The organism is Pseudomonas sp. NPDC089408 (assembly GCF_044749445.1).
Taxonomy (GTDB): domain Bacteria; phylum Pseudomonadota; class Gammaproteobacteria; order Pseudomonadales; family Pseudomonadaceae; genus Aquipseudomonas.
In genome coordinates this window covers 61,401-77,476 of the sequence record NZ_JBIVHY010000015.1, presented here as the reverse complement: position 1 = coordinate 77,476, position 16,076 = coordinate 61,401, and the positions used below count along the sequence as shown (strand labels likewise).

Sequence of the window (16,076 nt, the reverse complement as noted above, 5' to 3'; positions counted from 1 at the left end):
CTGCGCGATCCTTGCATGCCAAAGGTTTGGCGCCGGGCTACTATCTACCCTTTTGCGCCTGACGATGGACCGCCCGATGCCCAGTTCTGCCCGCCTGCTGCTGCCGTTGTACCTGCTTGCCTGCCTGTTGGCCCTGCTGGGGCTGGGAGCGCTCTGGTACGGGCTGGGCAAGCCGGTGCAACTGCCCGACGCTGCCAGCCCGACGCACAAGCTGCAATGTGCCTCGTACACCCCGTTCGACAAGGACCAGTCGCCCTACGACCAGCCGTTTCGCCTGCGCCCGCAGCGCATGGACGCCGACCTGGCCCTGCTGGCCGAGCGATTTCAGTGCATTCGCACCTATTCCATGACCGGTCTTGAGGCAATCCCGGCGCTGGCGCGCAAGCACGGCCTGAAGGTGATGCTCGGCGCCTGGGTGAACAGCCACCCGGCCGATACCGACCGGGAAATCAACCTGCTGATCGCTACCGCCAACGCCAACCCTGACGTGGTCAGCGCGGTGATCGTGGGCAACGAGACGCTGTTGCGCAAGGAGGTGACCGGTGCACACCTGGCCAAGCTGATTGCCCGGGTGAAAAGCCAGGTGCAGGTACCGGTGACTTACGCCGATGTCTGGGAGTTCTGGTTGCAGCACCCACAGATTGCCCCGGCGGTGGACTTTCTGACCATCCACCTGCTGCCCTACTGGGAAGACGAACCGCGCGGCATCGACGATGCCCTGGCCCATGTAGCCGACGTGCGCCGGGTGTTCGGCACACGCTTTGCGCCCAAGGACATCCTGATTGGCGAAACCGGCTGGCCTAGCGAAGGCCGCCAGCGCGAGACCGCGGTACCCAGCCGGGTCAACGAGGCGCGCTTCATTCGAGGTTTTGTGGCCATGGCCGAGAGTAACGGCTGGCGCTACAACCTGATCGAGGCGTTCGACCAGCCGTGGAAGCGCGCCAACGAAGGCGCGGTGGGCGGTTACTGGGGGCTGTACGACGCAGACCGGCAGGATAAAGGGGTGCTCGAAGGGCCGGTGAGCAACCTGCAGTACTGGCCGCAGTGGTTGCTGGCCAGTGCCGTGCTGATGGGGGGCGTACTGATACTGGCCGGGCGCCCTGCTACGCCGCTGGCGGCAGTGCTGTTGCCGTTGCTGGCAGCGTTTGGCGCCGGTTGCCTGGGTTTGTGGGGCGAACTGATGCGCACCCATGCGCGCTTTGCCGGGGAATGGTTGTGGGCAGTATTGCTGGCAGGGCTGAACCTGCTGGTGCTGGCCCATGCGCTGTTGGCGCTGGCGCAGCGGGCGGGTTGGCGCGAGCGGGTGTTCGCCTGGCTGCAAGCGCGGGCCGGCTGGTTGCTGCTGGCGGCGGGCTTTGCTGCGGCGGTGAGCATGCTGGCGATGGTGTTCGACCCGCGCTACCGCAGCTTCCCCAGCGCCGCGCTGGCATTGCCGGCGCTGGTGTACGTGCTGTGGCCGGTGCGCGCGCGGCGCGCGGAGGTGGCGTTGCTGGCGTTTATCGTCGGTGCCGGGGTGGCGCCGCAGCTGTTTGTCGAAGGGTTGCAGAGCCAGCAGGCCTGGGGTTGGGCAGTGGTGAGTGTGTTGATGACGGCGGCATTGTGGCGGAGTTTGCGGGTGCGATCGGCTTGATTGTAGTGGTGGGGCGGAAATCGAGCGCCGCCCGCGCGGCGCTTCGCGGGACAAGCCCGCTCCCACATCTGTTTCGGGCCAGTCATTCCTGTGGGGGCACCTCTGTCCGCCTTGTTTGTTCCCTTCCATATCGAAGGGAACGCAGTTGTTCTTCATCAATTTCCAGCCATGCACACAGGGTGCGCGCGCCAAAGGCACAGGAGTAACTGGCCCGAAACAGATGTGGGAGCGGGCTTGTCCCGCGAAGCGCCGCGCGGGCGGCGCTCGATTTCAGCCCCACCACCTCTATCAAGCCAGGACCCTGCCAGCCCCACCTCAATTACCTGACCAACCGCAACCCCGCCAGCACCAGCGCAAACACGGCAATGCTGGCGGTATACAGCACCAGCGCCGGTACCGCGAACACCAGGGCCAGCAGCGCCAGCCACCAGCCCGCGCGGCCGGCAACCCACTGCGCCAGCAGGGCCAGGCCCAGCCCACCCCAGGCCAGTACCTGGTGGTGAATGCCAAGCCCCAGCAAGGCGCGTACTTCGCACTGCCAGTACGCCGTGGGCACCGTACACAGCCCCACCCACTGGCCATCCTCCATCAGCCCATAGCGCACGCCATAGCTGGCTGCGAGCCATAGCCCGATAAACAGCAGCAGCGCGGCCGGCAGCGAACGTGACATCCTGTTCTCCAATAGCGGTAATCGAAAGCATCCATGATCGCTTAAGGCCTGTTGTAAGGCAAAATCACAACCCTGCAGCTATGTTGCAGATAACAAGTACACCAAAGGCCACCGCAACGGGCAACTTTGCCCGGTTGGCTGTGGTCCTAGCCTGCACACTGCTCGACCTTGCGTTCTTTTGGGGGATTACATGCTTCGACCTTTGCGCCTCGCTGCTCTGCTCGGCAGCCTGCTCATGGCTGTGGCCGCTTCTGCGCGGGATATCGACGCGGCAAGCTATGGCTACCCCTTGACCAACCCGTTCGAGGCAACCATTGCCACCACGCCGCCGGACCAGCGCCCGACCCTGCCCGGCGACGATGAAATCGACCAGTCCGACTACAGCCTGAACCTGCGCCCGGAGCGCGAGTTCACCCTGCCCGACAACTTCTGGGCAGTGAAAAAGCTCAAGTACCGCCTGGCGCGCCAGGACCACGAAGCGCCGCTGATCTTCATCATCGCCGGCACGGGTGCCCCCTACAGCAGCACCATCAACGAATACCTGAAGAAGTTGTTCTATCAGGGCGGCTTCCACGTGGTGCAGCTGTCGTCACCGACCAGCTACGATTTCATGAGCGCTGCTTCGCGCTTCGCCACCCCCGGCATCAGCCAGGAAGATGCCGAAGACATGTACCGGGTGATGCAGGCCGTGCGTGCCCAGCACCCGCGCCTGCCGATCAGCGAGTTCTACCTGACCGGCTACAGCCTGGGTGCGCTCGATGCCGCCTTCGTCAGCCACCTGGACGAAACCCGCCGCAGCTTCAACTTCAAGCGCGTGCTGCTGCTGAACCCGCCGGTCAACCTGTACACCTCGATCAACAACCTCGACAAGCTGGTGCAAACCCAGGTCAAGGGTATCGACCGCAGCACCACCTTCTACGAGCTGATGCTGGAAAAGCTCACCCGCTACTTCCAGGACAAGGGCTACATCGACCTCAACGACGCCCTGCTGTATGACTTCCAGCAGTCGAAACAGCACCTGTCCAACGAACAGATGGCCATGCTCATCGGCACCTCGTTCCGCTTCTCGGCGGCAGACATTGCCTTTACGTCCGACCTGATCAACCGCCGTGGCCTGATCATTCCGCCGAAGTTCCCGATCACCGAGGGCAGCAGCCTCACGCCGTTCTTCAAGCGTGCGCTGCAGTGCGACTTCGACTGCTACATGACCGAGCAGGTGATCCCGATGTGGCGTGCCCGCACCGACGGCAACAGCATCCTGCAGCTGGTCAACCAGGTCAGCCTGTATGCGCTGGAAGACTACCTGCGCAGCAGCGACAAGATCGCCGTGATGCACAACGCCGACGACGTCATCCTCGGCCCGGGCGACATCGGTTTCCTGCGCAAGGTGTTCGGTGACCGCCTGACCCTTTACCCCCATGGCGGCCATTGCGGCAACCTCAACTACCGCGTCAACAGTGACGCCATGCTGGAGTTCTTCCGTGGTTAACAAACTCCTCTTCGCCACTGCCCTGCTTGCCGCCGGCCACACCCTGGCCGCCGAGACCGCGCCGCGGGCCAGCGTGGTCGAGGCCGACCCGCAGGTAGTCGGCAGCGCCCCGCTGGTGCCTGAGGCCGACGGCTTCATCGACCCGCTGCGCGAGCTGAAATTCAACCCCGGGCTGGACCAGCGCGAGTTCGAGCGGTCCACCCTCGAGGCGCTGAACGTGTATGACCCACTGGAGTCGCTGAACCGGCGCATTTACCACTTCAACTACCGGCTGGACCAGTGGGTGCTGCTGCCACTGGTGAACGGCTACCAGTATGTAACGCCAAGCTTCGTGCGTACCGGGGTGAGCAACTTCTTCAACAACCTGGGCGATGTACCGAACCTGTTCAACAGCGTGTTGCAGCTCAAGGCCAAGCGCTCGGCCGAGATCACCGCACGGCTGATGTTCAACACCCTGATTGGTGTGGGTGGGCTGTGGGACCCGGCAACCAGCATGGGCCTGCCACGCCAGAGCGAAGACTTTGGCCAGACCCTGGGCTTCTACGGCGTACCGGAAGGGCCGTACCTGATGCTGCCGGTGCTGGGCCCGTCGAACCTGCGCGATACCACCGGGCTGGTGGTGGACTATGCCGGCGAGCAGGCGATCAACTACCTGAACGTGGCCGAAGCCAGCACCGACCACCCGGAAATCTTTGCCCTGCGCGTGGTGGACAAGCGCTATACCACCAATTTCCGCTATGGCCAGTTGAACTCGCCGTTCGAGTACGAGAAGGTGCGGTATGTGTATACCCAGGCGCGCAAGTTGCAGATAGCCGAGTAAGCGGATGTGCAGCTGACTCGGTCCCTGTAGGAGCGGCCTTGTGTCGCGAAAGGGGTGCGAAGCGCCCCCAGGGTTTCAGCTTCGCCGCAGATAATGCCGGGGCCGCTTTGCGGCCCTTTCGCGACACAAGGCCGCTCCTACAGGGGACTGCGTCAGCAGGTCATATTCCCAGGAACTGACACAGCTCACGCTTTTTTGCCAAAGCATCCCTGCGCCCCAACTCGATCAGCTCACTGCAATAGCTGGCTTCAAACAGCAGATAGCTCAACACCCCCGCCCCACTGGTACGCGTCGCCCCCGGCCCACGCAAGAACAGGCGCAACGCCGCCGGCAACTCACGCCGGTGCCGCGCAGCAATTTCGTCCAGCGGCTGGCTGGGCGCCACCACCAACACCTCGATCGGCGCCAGCCCCAGGCGCCGCGCATCCAGGTGCGCCGGTAACAACCGGCTGAGGTGATTAAGCCGCTGCAGCAGTTCGATATCGTCTTCCAGGCTGTCGATGAACGTGCTGTTGAGCATGTGCCCGCCAATCTGCGCCAGGCTCGGTTGCTGGCCGCTGAACACCCGCGGGGTCGGCAACGGTGGCGCTGGCCGCTGCGGGTTGCCACTGACCCCGACCACCAGCACCCGGCTGGCGCCCAGGTGCAAGGCCGGGCTGATCGGTGCCGACTGGCGTACCGCACCGTCGCCGTAGTACTCGTCGCCCAGCTGCACCGGGGCGAACAGCAACGGGATCGCCGCGCTGGCCAGCAGGTGGTCGATGCGCAGTGGCGTGGGCACGCCGATGCGGCGGTGGCGCAACCAGGCCTCGATGGTATCGCGACCCTGGTAGAAGGTTACCGCCTGGCCGGACTCATAACCGAACGCGGTCACCGCGACGGCGCGTAACTGGTTGGCAGCCAGCGAATGGCCAATGCCATCCAGGTTCAGGTGCGCCTCCAGCAGGCCACGCAGCGGGCTGCTGTCGAGCAAGGCCACTGGCGCCTGGCCGCCCAGGCCAAGCAGGCTGTGGCCGACGAAGCGGCTGGCCTGGCGCACCACCCCGGGCCAGTCGCTACGGATGACCAGGTGGCTGCGAACGTTTTGCCAGAAACGCGTAAGCCGTTGCACGGCGTCGTTGAACTGGGTGGCGCCGCTGGCCAGGGTAACAGCGTTGATGGCCCCGGCAGAGGTGCCGACAATGACCGGGAACGGGTTATGCGCGCCAGCGGGCAGCAGCTCGGCGATGCCGGCCAGCACGCCGACCTGATAGGCAGCGCGGGCGCCGCCGCCAGAAAGGATAAGACCGGTTACCGGGGGTGGGGCCATGGAGTCCTTCCTGGGGTTGATGCGCTTTCAGGTCTGGCCCTTTCGCGGGTAAACCCGCTCCTACAGGTGACGCGGGGCCCTTGTAGGAGCGGGTTCACCCGCGAAGAGGCCGGGCCTGCTTACACAAGGCTCAGCGCTTTTTCTTGTCATACAGCCGCGGCGCCCCTTCGGGCCGCGACTTGAACCGGCGGTGCGCCCACAGGTACTGCTCGGGGCATTCGCGCAACACACTTTCAACCCACTGGTTGATGCGCAGGCAGTCGGCCTCTTCGCTTTCCCCGGGGAAGTCCGCCAACGGCGGGTGGATGACCAGACGATAGCCGCTGCCATCCTCCAGGCGCTTCTGGGTGAATGGAATCACCTGCGCTTTGCCCAGCCGGGCAAATTTGGTGGTAGCCGTCACGGTCGCCGCCGGAATACCGAACAGCGGCACGAAGATGCTCTGCTTGGCGCCATAGTCCTGGTCCGGCGCGTACCAGATCGCCCGGCCCGAACGCAGCAGCTTGAGCATGCCGCGCACGTCCTCGCGCTCCACCGCCAGCGAATCGAGGTTATGGCGTTCACGGCCACTGCGCTGGATGAAGTCGAACAACGCGTTGCCATGCTCGCGGTACATGCCGTCGATGGTGTGCTGCTGGCCCAGCAGCGCGGCGCCGATTTCCAGGGTGGTGAAGTGCACCGCCATCAGGATCGCGCCCTGCCCCGCCTGCTGGGCGGCCTGCAGGTGTTCCAGGCCTTCGATGTGGGCCAGGCGTGCAAGCCGGGCCTTGGGCCACCACCAGCTCATGGCCATTTCGAAGAAGGCAATGCCGGTGGACGCAAAGTTGGCCTTGAGCAAACGCTGCCGTTCGTCGACTGACAGCTCCGGGAAACACAGCTCCAGGTTGCGCGCAGCAATACGCCGCCGCTCACCGGCAAAGCGATACATCACCGCGCCCAGCGCGGCACCGATCTTCAACAGCACCCGATACGGCAACTGGACCACCAGCCACAGCAGGCCCAGGCCCAGCCACAGGCCCCAGAACTTGGGATGAAGGTAATAGCGGCGAAAACGCGGGCGTTCCATTGAAGCATCCGGAAAGACAAAGGCCGCGCATTCTACAACGGATCAGTGCATGTTGCGGGCAACCGGTGTTCTCGTTATAAGTCAGGGCACTTTTTTCGCAACAAGCCGTCTATGCAGACCATGAGCCCAAACCACACACCCGACACCGCCTCCGTGTTCCAGCTCAAGGGCAGCATGCTTGCCATTACTGTTCTGGAACTGGCGCGCAATGACCTTGAAGCCCTCGACCGCCAGCTGGCGGCGAAAGTCGCCCAGGCACCGAACTTCTTCAGCAACACGCCGCTGGTGCTGGCGCTGGACAAGCTGCCGGCCGACGAAGGGGCAATCGACCTGCCCGGCTTGATGCGGATCTGCCGCCACCACGGCCTGCGTACCCTGGCCATCCGTGCCAACCGCATCGAGGACATTGCGGCCGCCATTGCCATCGACCTGCCGGTGCTGCCACCGTCCGGCGCCCGCGAGCGGCCGCTGGACCCCGAGCCCGAGGTGGTGAAAAAGCCCGAACCGGCCCCGGCACCCGCACCTGCCCCGGAACCCGAAGTGCGCCCGACCCGCATCATTACTTCGCCAGTACGCGGCGGCCAGCAGATATATGCGCAAGGTGGCGATTTGATAGTTACCGCTTCGGTCAGCCCGGGTGCGGAACTTCTGGCCGATGGCAACATCCATGTGTACGGCGCCATGCGCGGCCGCGCCCTGGCCGGCATCAAAGGCAATACCAAGGCGCGTATCTTCTGCCAGCAGATGACTGCCGAAATGGTCTCTATCGCCGGCCAGTACAGGGTCTGCGAAGACCTGCGCCGCGACCCGCTGTGGGGCACTGGCGTGCAAGTCAGCCTGTCTGGTGACGTGTTGAACATCACCCGTCTTTAACGGATACTTGCCAGCATTTTTAGAGCAACTTTTTACTGTTGCCATTATTTGAGCTATTTAAGCTATTTCAGTTTTTTGCAGGGACCCGTGTCCCGACTATTTTAGGGGTGAAACACCTTGGCCAAGATTCTCGTGGTTACTTCCGGCAAGGGGGGTGTGGGCAAGACCACCACCAGCGCCGCCATTGGTACCGGCCTCGCACTGCGCGGCCACAAGACCGTCATCGTCGACTTCGACGTGGGCCTGCGTAACCTCGACCTGATCATGGGCTGTGAACGCCGCGTGGTTTACGACTTCGTCAACGTGGTCAACGGCGAAGCCAACCTGCAACAGGCCCTGATCAAGGACAAGCGCCTCGAGAACTTGTACGTGCTGGCCGCAAGCCAGACCCGTGACAAGGACGCGCTGACCCAGGAAGGCGTGGAAAAGGTACTGATGGAGCTGAAAGAGCAGTTCGACTACGTCATCTGCGATTCGCCAGCCGGTATCGAAAAAGGCGCACACCTGGCCATGTACTTCGCCGACGAAGCGATCGTGGTGACCAACCCTGAAGTATCTTCGGTACGTGACTCCGACCGCATGCTGGGCATTCTGTCGAGCAAGTCGCGCCGCTCCGAAAACGGCGAAGAGCCGATCAAGGAACACCTGCTGATCACCCGCTACCACCCGGAGCGCGTGGAAAAGGGCGAAATGCTGAGCATCGCCGACGTCGAAGAAATCCTCGCAATCAAGCTCAAGGGCGTGATTCCCGAGTCCCAGGCAGTACTCAAGGCTTCCAACCAGGGTATCCCGGTCATCCTCGACGACCAGAGCGATGCTGGCCAGGCCTACAGCGATACCGTCGACCGTCTGCTGGGCAAAGAAAAGCCCCTGCGGTTCATCGAAGTGCCGAAGCAAGGATTCTTCGCGCGACTGTTTGGAGGCAAGTAAACCATGAACCTTTTTGACTTCTTTCGTGGCAGACAGAAACAGACCAGCGCGTCGGTAGCGAAAGAGCGTCTACAGATCATCGTGGCGCACGAGCGCGGCCAACGCAGCGAACCGGACTACCTGCCGGCGCTGCAGAAAGAACTGCTGGAAGTGATCCGCAAGTATGTGAACATCGGCAACGACGACGTGCATATCGAGCTGGAGAACCAGGGCAGCTGCTCGATTCTGGAGCTGAACATTACCTTGCCGGATCGTTGATCCGCGCAATCGGCAATTTGGGGCTGCTTTGCAGCCCTTCGCGGGCAAGCCCGCTCCTACAAGGGGTATGCATTCCCATGTAGGAGCGGGCTTGCCCGCGAAGGGCCGCAAAGCGGCCCCGCTGTTTTCCCCCGATATAACCGAGACCAAGCAATGCCGCTGTCCAACATCCAGATCCTGCACGAAGACGCCGCCATCCTGGTGATCAACAAACCGACCCTGCTGCTGTCGGTACCCGGCCGTGCCGAGGACAACAAGGACTGCCTGATCACCCGCCTGCAGGAAAACGGCTACCCCGACGCGCTGATCGTGCACCGCCTGGACTGGGAAACCTCGGGCATCATCCTGCTGGCCCGCGATGCCGACAGCCACCGCGAGCTGTCGCGCCAGTTCCACGACCGTGAAACCGAAAAGGCCTACACCGCCCTGTGCTGGGGCCAGCCGGCGCTGGACAGCGGCAGCATCGACCTGCCGCTGCGCTACGACCCGCCGACCAAGCCACGCCATGTGGTCGACCACGAGCAAGGCAAGCATGCCCTGACGTTCTGGCGCATTGTCGAGCGCTGCGGCGATTACTGCCGGGTGGAACTGACGCCGATTACCGGGCGTTCGCACCAGTTGCGCGTGCACATGCTGTCGATCGGGCACCCGCTGCTGGGTGACCGTCTGTATGCCAACCCAGAGGCGCTGGCAGCGCATGAGCGGTTGTGCCTGCATGCTTCGATGCTGAGCTTTACCCACCCGGTGTCCGGGGAGCGGGTGAAATTCGAGTGCCCGGCGCCGTTCTGAATGTGCATTGCCTGTGCTGGCCTCTTCGCGGCTAAAGCCGCTCCTACAGGGGAACACAGTACCTGTAGGCGCGGCTTTAGCCGCGAAGAAGCAAACACAAATTGTCGACATTCTGCGCTAAACTCGCGCCACTGCTGTCTGGAGTGAGCTATGCGCGACGCACTGAATTCTGGCCTTATCGACTTCCTCAAGGCCTCCCCCACGCCCTTCCACGCCACCGCCAGCCTGGCCCAGCGCCTTGAAGCTGCCGGCTACCAGCGCCTGGACGAGCGCGACAGCTGGGCCACGGTGCCTGGCGGCCGCTACTACGTTACCCGTAACGACTCTTCGATCATCGCCATCAAGCTGGGCAAGCAGGCCCCGCTGCTGAACGGCATCCGCATGGTCGGCGCGCACACCGACAGCCCGTGCCTGCGGGTCAAGCCGCAGCCTGAGCTGCAGCGCCAGGGCTTTCTGCAACTGGGCGTGGAAGTGTATGGCGGCGCGCTGCTGGCGCCGTGGTTCGACCGCGACCTGTCGCTGGCTGGGCGTGTCACCTACCGCCGTGATGGCAAGGTCGAAAGCCAGCTGATCGACTTCAAGTTGCCGATCGCGATCATCCCCAACCTGGCGATCCACCTGAACCGTACCGCCAACGAAGGCTGGGCGATCAACCCGCAGAACGAACTGCCGCCGATCCTCGCCCAGGTGGCCGGTGACGAGCGCATCGACTTCCGCGCCCTGCTCACCGAGCAACTGGCCCGCGAACACGAGCTGATTGCCGATGTGGTGCTGGATTACGAGTTGAGTTTCTACGACACCCAGGACGCTGCCCTGATCGGCCTGAACGGCGACTTCATTGCCGGCGCCCGCCTGGACAACCTGCTGTCGTGCTACGCCGGCCTGCAGGCCTTGCTGGCCGCCGACAGCGATGAAACCTGCGTGCTGGTGTGCACCGACCACGAAGAAGTCGGCAGCTGCTCGGCCTGTGGTGCCGACGGCCCGATGCTGGAGCAGACCCTGCAGCGCCTGCTGCCCGAGGGGGACGCCTACGTGCGCACCATCCAGCGTTCGCTGATGGTGTCGGCCGACAACGCCCACGGCGTGCACCCCAACTACGCCGACAAGCACGACGGCAACCACGGGCCCAAGCTCAACGCCGGGCCGGTGATCAAGGTGAACAACAACCAGCGCTACGCCACCAACAGCGAAACCGCCGGGTTCTTCCGCCACCTGTGCATGGCCGAAGAAGTGCCAGTGCAGAGCTTTGTGGTACGCAGCGACATGGGCTGCGGCTCGACCATCGGGCCGATCGCGGCCAGCCACCTCGGTGTGCGCACGGTGGATATCGGCTTGCCGACCTTTGCCATGCACTCGATTCGCGAGCTGTGTGGCAGCCATGACCTGGCGCACCTGGTGAAGGTGCTGACGGCGTTCTACCGTTGCCGCGAGTTGCCTTGATGTAGGCAGGTCTGGCCTCTTCGCGGGTAAACCCGCTCCTACAGGTCCCCACAATGCCTGGGCCTGTGAAAGTCCTGTAGGAGCGGGTTTACCCGCGAAGAGGCCAGGCCTGCTCAAGGTCAATCCCGCTTCGCCTGCTACCCGCTATGCTTGTTACATGGCCCCACTGCAAAAGGATTGCTGTCCATGTCCCCGTTCCTGTCCCTGTTCGTGCCGGTGTTTCTGTTCCTGCTGTTGCTGACCATCGGCTTCAGCATGCGCGAACGCAATATCGGTGTGCTGATGATGTGGATCGGCACTTTGGGTATCTTCGGCCTCACGTGCTGGAAGATCCTCGAGAAACTGCCGACATAAACCTCTACACTCGGCCAATCGTTTGACCTGAGGTAGATTTGCCAGTGCCTGCCCTTCTGCGTTACCTGTTCCTGCTGCTGTTGCTGTCCATCACTCCGGTACAGGCGGCGGGCCTGCCGAGCCTGCTGGGCAGCAGTGCGCCCGCACAACCGGAGGCCACTGAGCCACTGGGTAAGTCACTGGACGAGGTAATCAAGAACCTCGAGAACGACCAGCAACGGGCCAAGCTGCTGGCCGACCTGAAAAAACTGCGCGACGCCACCAAGCAATCACAACCCAGTGTGGAACAGGGCGTGCTTGGCCTGATCGGCGGCGCCTTGCATGACTTTGAAAAGCAGTTCAGCGGTGACGCCAGCCCGTTCTACCGCTGGGCCGGGGAAATCGAGCAGGCCCAGGCCGAATTGACCGAACTGATGGTGCCCGTGCACCAATGGCCGGCCATCCTGTTCGGCTTTGCCGCCGTGATTGCCGTATGGAGCCTGCTGGCCTATGCCTTCAACTGGGTCGGGCACCGGATACGCCTGCGCTTTGGCCTGAGCGAAGAGCTGCCACAACACCCGCGCACCTGGGACCTGGTGCGCTTTGCCTTGCGCAAGCTCGGCCCGTGGCTGGTAGCGCTGGTGTTCACCGTGTACCTGAGCTTTGTGCTGCCGCCGTCGCTGGGCAAGTCGCTGGCCATGGTGCTGGCCTACGCGCTGGTGGTCGGCACCTGCTTCTCGGCCATCTGCGTCATCGCCTTTTCGCTGCTTGACGGCCCACACCGCCACCGTGCCCTGCATATCCTGCGGCACCAGGCGTTCCGCCCGCTGTGGCTGATCGGCAGCTTCGCTGCATTTGGCGAGGCGATGAGCGACCCACGCATGCTGGTAGCCCTGGGCACCCACCTGGCACATGCACTGGCGACCCTGGCCAACGTGATTGCCGCGCTGTGCACCGGGTTGTTCATCCTGCGCTTCCGCCGCCCGATCGCCCACCTGATCCGCAACCAGCCGCTGTCACGGCGCCTGACCCGGCGTACGCTCAGTGACACCATCGAGATCCTCGGCAGCTTCTGGTTCATCCCGGCGCTGATCCTGGTGGCCATCTCGCTGTTCGCCACCTTCGTTTCTGCCGGCGACACCAGCACCGCCCTGCGCCAGTCGCTGATGTGCACCGTGCTGGTGGTGGTGTGCATGGTGCTCAACGGCCTGGTCCGCCGCCACGCCGCCAACCCCAAGCGCGCCAGCAAGCGCCAGGCGGTGTACGCCGAGCGCCTGCGCAACTTCGGCTACCTGCTGGTGCACTTGTTCATCTGGCTGCTGTTCATCGAACTGGGCCTGCGCGTGTGGGGCCTGTCGATGATCAGTTTCGCCGAGGGCGACGGCCACGATATCAGCGTGCGCCTGCTGGGCCTGGCCGGCACGCTGATCGTCGCCTGGCTGGTGTGGATCCTCGCCGACACCGCGGTGCACCACGCATTGGTGCGCTCGCGCCGCGGCCTGGCCAACGCCCGCGCGCAAACCATGATGCCGTTGATCCGCAACGTAATGTTCGTGGTCATTTTCATCATTGCGGTGATCGTTGCCCTGGCCAACATGGGCATGAACGTCACCCCACTGCTGGCCGGTGCCGGTGTAATCGGCCTGGCCATCGGTTTTGGCGCGCAGTCGCTGGTGGCCGACCTGATCACCGGGCTGTTCATCATCATCGAGGACTCGCTGGCGATCGACGACTATGTGGATGTCGGCGGCCACCTGGGCACGGTGGAGGGGCTGACCATTCGTACCGTGCGCCTGCGCGATATCGACGGCATCGTGCACACCATCCCGTTCAGCGAGATCAAGAGCATCAAGAACTACTCGCGCGAATTTGGCTACGCGATCTTCCGCGTTGCGATCCCGCACAGCATGAACATCGACCAGGCCATCACGCTGATCCGCGAAGTCGGGCAGAAGCTGCGCAACGACCCACTGATGCGGCGCAACATCTGGTCACCGCTGGAGCTGCAGGGTGTGGAAAGCTTCGAGTCGGGGTCGGCGATCTTGCGGGCACGGTTCAAGACTGCACCGATCAAGCAGTGGGAAGTGTCGCGGGCGTTCAACCTGGCGTTGAAGCGGCAACTGGACGAGGCCGGGCTGGATCTGGCGACGCCGCGGTTGTCGGTGCAGGTGGTGACGGCTGGGGGTGGGGGGATGACAGAAAGCAACACGGCGTCGAATTAGGGCCGCTTCGCGCCCCATCGCGACACAAGGCCGCTCCTACAAGGATCGCGTAACCCTGTAGGAGCGGCCTTGTGTCGCGATGGGGCGCAAAGCGGCCCCAGGATCCATGATCAACCCGCCTGGGCACGAATGCGAATGGCATCATGCCGCCAATACTCCAGGTCACAGTCGATCAGGTGCCCATGCTGGTCACTGTTGACCCGGGTAATGTGCAACCCCGGGTTACCCGCCGACACCTTCAGCGCACTGGCCGCCTCCACCGGCAAAGCGGTCGGCAAAATTTCGAAGCACACCTGCCCATACTCGATGCCATATACCCGCCCGTAGATCTCGGTCAGCGACTGCGCCAAGTCCTGCTCGAGGATGCCCGGGAAGTAGCTCGGGTTGAGGTAGTGCTCGGCATACAGCACCGCCCGCCCATCAATGCGCCGCAACCGGCAGATCCGCACCACGCTCGACAACGCCGGCAACTGCAGGCGCGCGCAGATGGCCGCCGAGGCCGGCTGCAGCCGCGCCGACAGCAGTTCGGTACTGGCCTCGCGGCCCTGGTCACGCACCATGGCATGGAAATGGCTGCGCTCGATCAGGTCGTAGGTCAGCCGTTGCGGCGCAACAAACCAGCCACGCCGTTCTTCGCGGTAGATCAGGCCTTGGGCTTCCAGCTGCGCCAGCGCCTCGCGCAGGGTAATGCGTGTGGTGTCGAACACTTCGCTGAGCCGGCGCTCGGCCGGCAGCTTGCCGCCCGGCGCCAACAGGCCGTGCTCGATCTGCTCCTGCAGGGCATGGCAGATGGCTGTTACCGCACGCGGTGGCGTCGACTGCATCAAAAGGTTACCTATCTGGACTAGTCCAGCCCCATCGCAGGGCATGTGGAGAATAGTGCAAGCCTAGGCAGGGCTGATGAACATCCTGTGACAAAGGCTTTGCCCAGCTATTGCCAGAAACGCGCCAAGCCAGCAGAACCGGGGCGATCGCGTGGTCTACGCTGTAGCTTCAGGGCTTCAAGCGGCCCTTCCCTACATCAAACTGTCACGCAAGCGGCCTACCTTGGCTCAAGGTTTGCTGACCTAGACCAAAGGTGCCAGTCAACCGCTCGCAACGGCTTTCCATAACTACGATCGCAAAGGCACCCACCCCAAGGAGCTTCGGATGAAAAAGTTCTTCATGGCGTCACTGCTCGGTTCGGCTATCGCGTTGTGTACCACGGCCATGGCCGCCGGCACCGACCTCAAGGCCCTGGAAGACGCAGCCAAAAAGGAAGGCACCGTCAACAGCGTGGGCATGCCCGACGCCTGGGCCAACTGGAAAGGCACCTGGGAAGACCTGGCCAGCCAATATGGCCTCAAGCACAGCGACACCGACATGAGCTCGGCCCAGGAGCTGGCCAAGTTCGAGGCCGAGAAGGACAACGCCAGCGCCGACATCGGTGACGTGGGTGCCGCCTTCGGCCCGATCGCCGTGACCAAGGGTGTCAGCCAGCCGTACAAACCCAGCACCTGGGACCAGGTACCGGAATGGGCCAAGGACAAGGACGGCCACTGGGCGCTGGCCTATACCGGCACCATTGCCTTCATCATCAACAAGGACCTGGTCAAGGAAGGCGAACGCCCGAAAACCTGGCATGACCTGGAAAAAGGCAAGTACAAGGTCGCCATCGGTGACGTAGGCACCGCGGCCCAGGCCGCCAACGGTGTGCTGGCTGCGGCGATTGCCTACAAGGGTGACGAGAGCAACATCGAACCGGGCCTGCAGCTGTTCACCAAGCTGGCCCAACAGAAACGCCTGTCGCTGGCCAACCCGACCATCCAGACCCTGGAAAAGGGCGAGGTTGAAGTGGGCGTGGTATGGGACTTCAACGGCCTGAGCTACCGCGAGCAGATCGACCCCAAGCGTTTTGAAGTACTGATCCCGTCGGATGGCTCGGTGATTTCCGGCTATACCACAGTCATCAACAAGTACGCCAAGCACCCCAACGCGGCCAAGCTGACCCGCGAATACATCTTCAGCGATGCCGGGCAGATCAACCTGGCCAAGGGGCACGCGCGGCCAATTCGTGCCGAGCACCTGAAACTGCCAGCGGATGTGCAGGCCAAGCTGCTGCCGAACGAGCAGTACGGGGCGGCGCAACCGATCAAGAATGCCGAGGCCTGGGAAGCAACCTCCAAGGCACTGCCGCAGAAGTGGCAGGAGCAGGTGATTATCGAGATGGAATGAAGAAGCTTCAAATTTCAAGCAGCAAGCTGCAAG

At 63.3% G+C, this 16,076-nt stretch carries 15 protein-coding genes; 11 read left to right on the top strand and 4 right to left on the bottom strand.

Features of this window, described 5'->3' with window-relative positions; all coding sequences use genetic code 11:
* The first annotated feature begins 64 nt into the window (after positions 1–64).
* Positions 65–1,630: a beta (1-6) glucans synthase gene (locus ACIP02_RS21380; RefSeq protein ID WP_400620216.1), complete on the top strand. Its 1,566-nt coding sequence runs from the start codon at positions 65–67 to the stop codon at positions 1,628–1,630.
* A gap of 319 nt (positions 1,631–1,949) precedes the next feature.
* On the opposite strand, the gene ACIP02_RS21375 is transcribed toward ACIP02_RS21380, so the two are convergent.
* Positions 1,950–2,300 (bottom strand): hypothetical protein, encoded by a 351-nt coding sequence (locus tag ACIP02_RS21375; RefSeq protein ID WP_400620213.1) that lies wholly within the window; start codon positions 2,298–2,300, stop codon positions 1,950–1,952.
* Positions 2,301–2,490: 190 nt separating this feature from the next.
* Between ACIP02_RS21375 and ACIP02_RS21370 the strand changes: the two genes are divergently transcribed.
* Entirely contained in the window at positions 2,491–3,789 is a 1,299-nt protein-coding gene (locus ACIP02_RS21370; RefSeq protein WP_400620210.1) for a serine/threonine protein kinase, read from the top strand.
* 73 nt (positions 3,790–3,862) lie between these two features.
* Positions 3,863–4,609, top strand: coding sequence for a VacJ family lipoprotein (locus ACIP02_RS21365; RefSeq protein WP_400620310.1), 747 nt, complete (start codon positions 3,863–3,865; stop codon positions 4,607–4,609).
* A gap of 160 nt (positions 4,610–4,769) precedes the next feature.
* Here ACIP02_RS21365 and ACIP02_RS21360 read toward each other — a convergent pair whose 3' ends face one another.
* Positions 4,770–5,918, bottom strand: a complete 1,149-nt coding sequence (locus tag ACIP02_RS21360; RefSeq protein ID WP_400620207.1) for a patatin-like phospholipase family protein — start codon at positions 5,916–5,918, stop codon at positions 4,770–4,772.
* Positions 5,919–6,048: 130 nt separating this feature from the next.
* Positions 6,049–6,984, bottom strand: coding sequence for a lipid A biosynthesis lauroyl acyltransferase (locus ACIP02_RS21355; protein ID WP_400620204.1), 936 nt, complete (start codon positions 6,982–6,984; stop codon positions 6,049–6,051).
* Positions 6,985–7,095: 111 nt separating this feature from the next.
* On the opposite strand from ACIP02_RS21355, the gene minC reads away from it, so the two are divergent.
* The 7 genes from minC (at position 7,096) to ACIP02_RS21320 (ending at position 13,829) form a co-directional block, all read left to right on the top strand.
* Positions 7,096–7,857, top strand: a complete 762-nt coding sequence (gene minC, locus ACIP02_RS21350) for a septum site-determining protein MinC (protein WP_400620200.1) — start codon at positions 7,096–7,098, stop codon at positions 7,855–7,857.
* 117 nt (positions 7,858–7,974) lie between these two features.
* Positions 7,975–8,787 carry a septum site-determining protein MinD gene (minD, locus tag ACIP02_RS21345; RefSeq protein WP_201204763.1) on the top strand — a complete coding sequence of 271 codons (813 nt, stop codon included), beginning with the start codon at positions 7,975–7,977 and terminating at the stop codon, positions 8,785–8,787.
* Positions 8,788–8,790: 3 nt separating this feature from the next.
* The gene (gene minE / locus ACIP02_RS21340) at positions 8,791–9,045 is read left to right on the top strand and encodes a cell division topological specificity factor MinE (RefSeq protein ID WP_003252572.1); all 255 of its coding nucleotides are present in this window, start codon (positions 8,791–8,793) and stop codon (positions 9,043–9,045) included.
* Positions 9,046–9,198: 153 nt separating this feature from the next.
* Positions 9,199–9,834 (top strand): RluA family pseudouridine synthase, encoded by a 636-nt coding sequence (locus tag ACIP02_RS21335; RefSeq protein WP_375098310.1) that lies wholly within the window; start codon positions 9,199–9,201, stop codon positions 9,832–9,834.
* A 150-nt stretch (positions 9,835–9,984) separates the two neighbouring features.
* The gene (locus tag ACIP02_RS21330; RefSeq protein WP_400620195.1) at positions 9,985–11,274 is read left to right on the top strand and encodes a M18 family aminopeptidase; all 1,290 of its coding nucleotides are present in this window, start codon (positions 9,985–9,987) and stop codon (positions 11,272–11,274) included.
* Between the two features lie 186 nt (positions 11,275–11,460).
* Complete coding sequence (locus ACIP02_RS21325) at positions 11,461–11,628, top strand: hypothetical protein (RefSeq protein WP_012271002.1); 168 nt, start codon at positions 11,461–11,463, stop codon at positions 11,626–11,628.
* A gap of 44 nt (positions 11,629–11,672) precedes the next feature.
* Positions 11,673–13,829, top strand: a complete 2,157-nt coding sequence (locus tag ACIP02_RS21320) for a mechanosensitive ion channel family protein (RefSeq protein ID WP_400620192.1) — start codon at positions 11,673–11,675, stop codon at positions 13,827–13,829.
* Positions 13,830–13,939: 110 nt separating this feature from the next.
* On the opposite strand, the gene ACIP02_RS21315 is transcribed toward ACIP02_RS21320, so the two are convergent.
* Positions 13,940–14,653: a UTRA domain-containing protein gene (locus ACIP02_RS21315; protein WP_400620189.1), complete on the bottom strand. Its 714-nt coding sequence runs from the start codon at positions 14,651–14,653 to the stop codon at positions 13,940–13,942.
* 325 nt (positions 14,654–14,978) lie between these two features.
* On the opposite strand from ACIP02_RS21315, the gene ACIP02_RS21310 reads away from it, so the two are divergent.
* Complete coding sequence (locus ACIP02_RS21310) at positions 14,979–16,043, top strand: ABC transporter substrate-binding protein (RefSeq protein WP_400620186.1); 1,065 nt, start codon at positions 14,979–14,981, stop codon at positions 16,041–16,043.
* Positions 16,044–16,076 lie beyond the last annotated feature (33 nt).